This window comes from Marilutibacter maris (assembly GCF_006546735.2).
Taxonomy (GTDB): Bacteria; Pseudomonadota; Gammaproteobacteria; order Xanthomonadales; family Xanthomonadaceae; genus Marilutibacter; species Marilutibacter maris.
Window position 1 is genome coordinate 1 of the sequence record NZ_VICD02000310.1, and the last position, 6247, is coordinate 6247.

Sequence of the window (6247 nt, forward strand, 5' to 3'; positions counted from 1 at the left end):
GGCGATTCGCATCGCAGATGCGAATGGGGGTGTGGAAGCGCAACGGCGGGGCCCAAGGTTTGCGCAGCAAACTTTGGGAGATATCCGGGCGCAGCCGGATATCGTTCCCCCCCTGAGTCAGGGGGCGATTCGCATCGCAGATGCGAATGGGGGTGTGGAAGCGCAACGGCGGGGCCCAAGGTTTGCGCAGCAAATTTTGGGAGATATCCGGGCGCAGCCGGATATCGTTCCCCTTGACTCAGGGGGCTGGGTCCATGCCGTACCGCATCTCGTAGGAGCGGCGTAAGCCGCGATCGGGTGTGCCCGGGCACGGTCTCTATGCGGGGGAGGAGACGTGCAGCTCGTCCAGGAATCCGGCCACCGCCGGCCCGAAGCGCTCGAAGTCGACCAGGAAGGCGTCGTGTCCCTGCGGCGAGGGCAGCGGCAGGAAGCGCGCGTCGCAGCCGCCGGCGCGCAGGCCCTCGGCGATCTCCTCCTGCTGTTGCAGCGGGAACAGGATGTCGGTGTGCACGCCGATCGCCAGCGCCTTCTCCAGGCCGGCGCGACCGATCGCCGCCAGCGCGCTGCGGGCGTCGGCATCGTGCTCGCCGCAGCGCGGGCTGCAGTACTCGGCGATGTCGAACCAGTCCATCGAGCGGCTCAGGTACAGGTAGCAGTTCGGGTCGAAGCGGCGCACGAAGCGGCGCGCGTGGGCTTCCAGATAGCTCTCGACCTCGAACTCCAGTCCGAACGGCTCGTCGTCGGCGCGGTCGGAATCCAGCCGCACGCGACCGAAGCGGCCGTCCCATTCCAGTGCCGAGCGGTAGGTGATGACGCCGAGCTTGCGCGCCATCCGCATTCCCGACTCGGGGTAGCTGTCCTCGTCGTAGTCGCCGCCGTTCCAGTTCGGGTCGAGGCGGATCGCCTCGCGTTGCAGCGAGCGGATCGCGATCGAGAACGGCAACGCCCGCGCGGCGCCGGAGATGTTGATGTGGCCGCGGGCCAGGCCGGGGCGTTGCGTGAGCAGGGCGAGCGCGGTCATGCCGCCCATCGAGTTGCCGATCAGGCAGGCGAGGCGGGTGATGCCCAGCGCGTCGACGACCGCGGCGGCGGCCCGGGCACCGTCCTCGATCGACAGTTCGGGAAAGCCCAGTGCATAGCGGCGCCCGCTCGCCGGGTCGATCGACGCCGGTCCGGTCGAGCCCTTGCAGCTGCCCAGCGAGTTCACGCAGACCACGAACCAGCGATCGGTATCGATCGGCTTGCCTGGACCGAGCATGGCCTCCCACCAGCCCGGCTCGGGGTTGCTGTCGCTGGCGGCGGCGTGGGCGTCGGGCGACAGCCCGGTCACGATCAGGATCGCATTGCCGCCGTCCGCGGCCAGGGTGCCCCAGGTTTCGTAGGCGACGCGTGCCTGGTGGAGTTCGCCGCCGCGCTTCATCGGAAACGGCGAGGGCAGGTCGACGTAGCGGGTACCGGGCGGGATGAATTCGGTCATGCGGCGGGCGTGTGTCCTTTCGGGTGACGACGGCGCGCGTCGGCGCGCCGGCGGCCCAGTGTGCCTGCAACGCATGGCGATGTCGTGGTCTGGCGTGATGCCGATCGGTTATGGCGATCTGCCCGTCGAGCGACGGGCAGGCGCTCAGGGCACGACCTGGTCGATCAGCAATGCCGCGCTGGCGGCCTTGTCGGTGTCGATGCGGACCGGTTGCGAGGCGAAGTCGCCACTGGCGGGCATCGCGTTGCCGCTGGCCGAGATGCGCGCGATCAGCTCGACGTGCTGCAGCTGCGACAGCTTCATCGTCGGCATCGGGCTGTCGCCGTCACCCAGGCCGACGGTCAGCGGGAATTGTGTGACCGGCAGTTTCTTCACCGCGACCGGCATCGGCGAGCCGTCGGGCTGGCGGGCGATCACGAACAAGGTCGCTCCCGCCGGCAGTTGCATCCCCAACTGCGGGTCCAGCGAGACCGCCACCGTGACCGTGGGCGCGGTTTCGACGGCGGGCTCGGCCGCCGGCAGCGGCGGCAGTCCGGCTTCCTGGCGGGCGAGGTCGATCTGTTCGCGCAGGGCCGCGGCGGTACGGGCATCGACCACGTCCAGCAGCGGCTCCCATACCTTCACCGCCTCGGCCGGCTGCTCGGACTGGCGATGGGCGATGCCGAGGAACCAGCGTGCGCGCTGGTGCATCGGTTGCAGGGCGATCGCGCGTTCGAGCAGGCTCACCGCCTTGGCATCGAAACGGCGTTGTGGCGCGGCCATCGCCCGCGCCTCGGCGGCCTCGGCGAGCAGGTCGGGGTCGTCTGGCGCGTGCTGGACCGCCCGCGCATAGGCCTTGCTGGCTTCCTCCAGATCGCCCTTGCTGGCGTAGGCGCCGGCAAGCAGGCGCCAGCCCTCGGGCTGGGCCGGGTCCTGGTCCAGCTTGATCTCCAACTGGGTGATCGCGTCGTCGAGGGTCTGCGGCGCGGCGCGGCGCGCCGGGTCCAGCGCCTCGGGAGTGCCGATCGTGGTGTACACGGTGCCGGTCAGCACCACCAGGGCAATCAGCAGGGTCGCGCCGACGCCACGGGCGCCACGCCATAGCGGGCGCAGCACGTAGCCCAGCGCGACGACGGCCAGGGTCGCGGCGAGGGCGATGAAAAGCGCGGTCGGGGTGTCCATCACCATTCCTGCGAATCGTCGGGCGGGACCGGTGCTCCGCTGCCGCGGCGGCGCACGATCACCGCGACGGCGATGGCGCCGGTCAGCAACAGCGCCAGGGGGCCGAACCACAGCAGCCAGGTGCGCGACTTCACCTGCGGCCGGTAGAGCACGAACTCGCCGTAGCGCTCGACCAGGAATTCCTTGATCTGGGCATCGCTGCGGCCTTCGCGCATCAGTTCGAGCACCTCGCGGCGCAGGTCGACCGCGATCTGCGCGTTGGAGTCGGCCAATGACTGGTTCTGGCACATCACGCAGCGCAATTCGACCACCAGCGCGTGGAAGCGCTGCTCCTCGGCGGCATCGACGAATTCCGGAGGCGCGGTGGCGGCGCCGGCCTGGGCGAACGCGGACGCCGCGATCAGCCAGAGGCCGACCCCGAGCAGGGCCAGGCGCAGGCGATGGAACGGGGCGTGGTTCATGGCGCAGCTCATGGCGCGGCGGGCCCGGCGTCCAGCTGGTCCAGCAGCGGCAGCAACTGGTCGCGGATCTCCGCCTCGCCGACCGGGCCGACGTGTTTCCAGCGCACGATGCCGCCGGCGTCGACCAGGAAGGTCTCCGGCGCGCCGTAGATGCCCCAGTCGATCGCCGCCTTGCCTTCGTAATCGACCAGCACCAGCCAGTACGGATTGCCGTACTGCTCCAGCCAGCGGACCGCGTCGGCGTGCTCGTCCTTCCAGTTGTAGCCGATCACGCGGATGCGCTTGGTCTCGGCGAAACGGGTCAGCACCGGATGTTCGACCCGGCATTCGGGGCACCAGCTGCCCCAGACATTGAGCAGGTAGGGCGCGCCCTTGAGCTCGTCCGAGGACACCAGCCGGCCGGCCTCGTGCAGCACCGGCAGCGCGAAGCTCGGCGCCGGCCTGCCGATCAGCGGCGAGGGCAGGGCCTCGCGGTCGGGCCGGGCGCTGAGCCAGATGCCGGCGGCCAGCAACAGGCCCAGCGCGGCGACCACCGCCAGCGGCAGCCAGCGCATCGCGGAACGGGGGGCTTCGGTCATGCCGGGTTCTCCTGCATGTGCGGCTTTGCGCCGGGCTGCGGATTCTGTCGCTGACGCGCGGAGGGAGCGAGGCGGAAACGACGATCGCAGGCGGTGACCAGGCCGCCGAGCATCATCAGCAGCGCGCCGGCCCAGACCCAGCGCACGAACGGTTTGACGTGCGCGCGCAGCGCCCAGTTGCCGCCGCCCAGGGGTTCGCCGAGGGCGACATAGAGGTCGCGGGTGAAGCCGCGCTCGATCGCCGACTCGGTCATCACCTGGCCGCCGCTGGCGTAGGCGCGCTTCTCCGGATGCAGCACCGCCAGCAGGCGCTCGTCCTCGAACACCGACACGGTGCCGCGGTCGGCTTCGTAGTTCGGGCCCTGGTGGTGCTCGACCCGGTCGAAGCGGAACCGGTAGCCGGCCAGTTCGACCGACTCGCCGGGCCCCACCGCGACCTCGCGTTGCTGGCTCAGGCCCTCGGTCAGCAGGGCGCCGACCAGGAAGATCGCGATGCCGAAGTGGGCCAGCGCCATGCCGGCCATCTCCGCGGTCATCCGGCCGCTGGCCTTGAAGCGGGCCCAGACGAAGCGCAGCGTGCCGAGTCCGACCCAGACCGCGCCGGCCAGTCCGGCGGCGACCTTCCACTGCCCCTGCGGGGCGAAGAAGAAGGCGACGATGCCGGCGATCGCGGCCAGCGCCAGCCACGGCGCCAGCAGCGCCAGCGGCCGCAGCGCCTGTTCGCGCTGCCAGCGGGTCAGCGGCCCGAACGGCAGCAGCAGCACCATCGGGGCCATCAGCAGGGTGAACATCAGCGCGAAGTACGGCGGCCCGACCGAGATCTTGCCCAGCTCCAGCGCATCGGCCAGCAACGGGTACAGCGTGCCCAGCAGCACCATCGCGCAGGCGGTGGTCAGCAGCAGGTTGTTGATCAGCAGCAGGGTCTCGCGCGAGCTGGCCGCGAATGGCCGTCCCTGGTAACCGCCGGGGCCGTCGCCGGTCGACGGCGCGCGCAGCGCGTACAGCAGCAGCGAACCGCCGATCACGAAGCCAAGGAACACGAGGACGAACACCCCGCGGGACGGGTCGGCGGCGAACGAGTGCACGCTGGTTAGCACCCCGGAGCGGACCAGGAACGCGCCCAGCAGGGACAGCGAGAATGTCGCGATCGCCAGCAGCAGGGTCCAGCTGCGGAAGCTGCCGCGTTTCTCGGTCACCGCCTGCGAGTGGATCAGCGCGGCGCCGGCCAGCCAGGGCATGAAGCTGGCGTTCTCGACCGGGTCCCAGAACCACCAGCCGCCCCAGCCCAGTTCGTAGTACGCCCACCAGCTGCCCAGGGCGATGCCCAGGGTCAGGAACGCCCAGGCGATGTTGGTCCACGGCCGCGTCCAGCGCAGCCAGCGCGCATCGACCTGGCCGTCGATCAGTGCGGCGACCGAGAACGCGAACGACACCGCGAAACCGACATAGCCCATGTAGAGCATCGGCGGGTGGATCACCATGCCCGGGTCCTGCAGCAGCGGGTTCAGGTCGCGCCCCTCGAGCGCGGCCGGCAACAGCCGTTCGAACGGATTGCTGGTGAAGATCAGGAAGGCGAGGAAGCCGGCGGCGACGATGCCGAGCACGCCGAGCACGCGGGCGATCACCGTTTCCGGCAGGCGCCGGGAAAACAGCGCGACCGCCGCCGTCCACAGCGCGATCACCAGCACCCACAGCAGCAGCGAGCCCTCGTGCGAGCCCCACACCGCGGTGTAGCGGTAGACCAGCGGCAGCAGGCTGTTGCTGTGATGGGCGACGTAGGCGACCGAGAAGTCCTGCACCACGAAGGCATGGGTCAGGATCGCGTAGGCGATGCCGACCAGGGCCAGCTGCGCGTACGCGGCCGGGCGTGCGACCGCCATCCAGCTGTCGAGGCCGCGGTGGGCGCCCAGCAGTGGCAGCGCGCCCTGCAGGCAGGTCACCAGCAGCGCGAGCAGCAGCGCGATCTGTCCGAGTTCGGGCAGCACCTAGCGTGCCTCCCCCCTCTCCCGGGCGCGGGAGAGGGTGTCCTGGGCGGGCTTAGTCATTCGCGTCGCCCGCCGGCGTCTGCACGTCATGCTTCTGGTGCGCCTTGCCCATCTTGTCGGCGACCTCCTTCGGCATGTAGGTCTCATCGTGCTTGGCGAGGATTTCCTCGGCGACGAAGGTGTCGCCCTGCATGCGTCCGGTGGCGACCACCGCCTGGTCCTCGCGGAACAGGTCGGGGAGGATGCCGGTGTAGCGCACCGCCATCTCGGCGTCGCCGTCGGTGACCCGGAAACTCGACTCCAGCGAGCCTTCGGCGCGCTGGAAGGAGCCCTTGGCGACCATGCCGCCGAGGCGGAAGCGGGTCTGGCCCCCGGCGACCTGGGCACCGGCGCGACCGTCGAGCACCTCGCCGGGCGTGTACAGATAGGCGATGTTGCGTTGCAGGGCGGTCGCGACCAGCACCGCGGCGATGGCGGCGGCGGCGACCAGGGCGATCACCCAGATCAATCGGCGGCGTCGGGTCGGGTTCATGCGGCGGGCTTCGGCTCGGTAGGGTTCATCGGATCAATTCCTCGGAGGCGGCG

Annotated in this window: 6 protein-coding genes; all 6 read right to left on the reverse strand. The window is 70.4% G+C overall.

The window, feature by feature from the left end; all coding sequences use genetic code 11:
• Window positions 1-316: 316 nt before the first annotated feature.
• The gene (metX, locus tag FKV24_RS17390; protein WP_141483279.1) at window positions 317-1477 is read right to left on the reverse strand and encodes a homoserine O-acetyltransferase MetX; all 1161 of its coding nucleotides are present in this window, start codon (window positions 1475-1477) and stop codon (window positions 317-319) included.
• Between the two features lie 144 nt (window positions 1478-1621).
• Complete coding sequence (locus FKV24_RS17395) at window positions 1622-2638, reverse strand: tetratricopeptide repeat protein (RefSeq protein ID WP_249041079.1); 1017 nt, start codon at window positions 2636-2638, stop codon at window positions 1622-1624.
• Window positions 2638-3099 carry a cytochrome c-type biogenesis protein gene (locus FKV24_RS17400; protein ID WP_141483281.1) on the reverse strand — a complete coding sequence of 154 codons (462 nt, stop codon included), beginning with the start codon at window positions 3097-3099 and terminating at the stop codon, window positions 2638-2640. Before FKV24_RS17400 ends, FKV24_RS17395 begins: the two co-directional genes overlap by 1 nt.
• 8 nt (window positions 3100-3107) lie before the next feature.
• Complete coding sequence (locus tag FKV24_RS17405) at window positions 3108-3677, reverse strand: DsbE family thiol:disulfide interchange protein (RefSeq protein WP_141483282.1); 570 nt, start codon at window positions 3675-3677, stop codon at window positions 3108-3110.
• Window positions 3674-5662, reverse strand: coding sequence for a heme lyase CcmF/NrfE family subunit (locus FKV24_RS17410; protein WP_141483283.1), 1989 nt, complete (start codon window positions 5660-5662; stop codon window positions 3674-3676). The genes FKV24_RS17405 and FKV24_RS17410 overlap by 4 nt, the downstream gene beginning before the upstream one ends.
• A gap of 52 nt (window positions 5663-5714) precedes the next feature.
• On the reverse strand, window positions 5715-6194 hold the full coding sequence (gene ccmE, locus FKV24_RS17415) for a cytochrome c maturation protein CcmE (protein WP_141483284.1): 480 nt from the start codon (window positions 6192-6194) through the stop codon (window positions 5715-5717).
• Window positions 6195-6247: the final 53 nt, after the last annotated feature.

Bases quoted from the DNA above. Each gene is read 5' to 3' on its own strand.
- metX (WP_141483279.1), bottom strand. From the start codon at position 1,477: ATGACCGAATTCATCCCGCCCGGTACCCGCTACGTCGACCTGCCCTCG.
- FKV24_RS17395 (WP_249041079.1), bottom strand. From the start codon at position 2,638: ATGGACACCCCGACCGCGCTTTTCATCGCCCTCGCCGCGACCCTGGCC.
- FKV24_RS17400 (WP_141483281.1), bottom strand. From the start codon at position 3,099: ATGAACCACGCCCCGTTCCATCGCCTGCGCCTGGCCCTGCTCGGGGTC.
- FKV24_RS17405 (WP_141483282.1), bottom strand. From the start codon at position 3,677: ATGACCGAAGCCCCCCGTTCCGCGATGCGCTGGCTGCCGCTGGCGGTG.
- ccmE (WP_141483284.1), bottom strand. From the start codon at position 6,194: ATGAACCCGACCCGACGCCGCCGATTGATCTGGGTGATCGCCCTGGTC.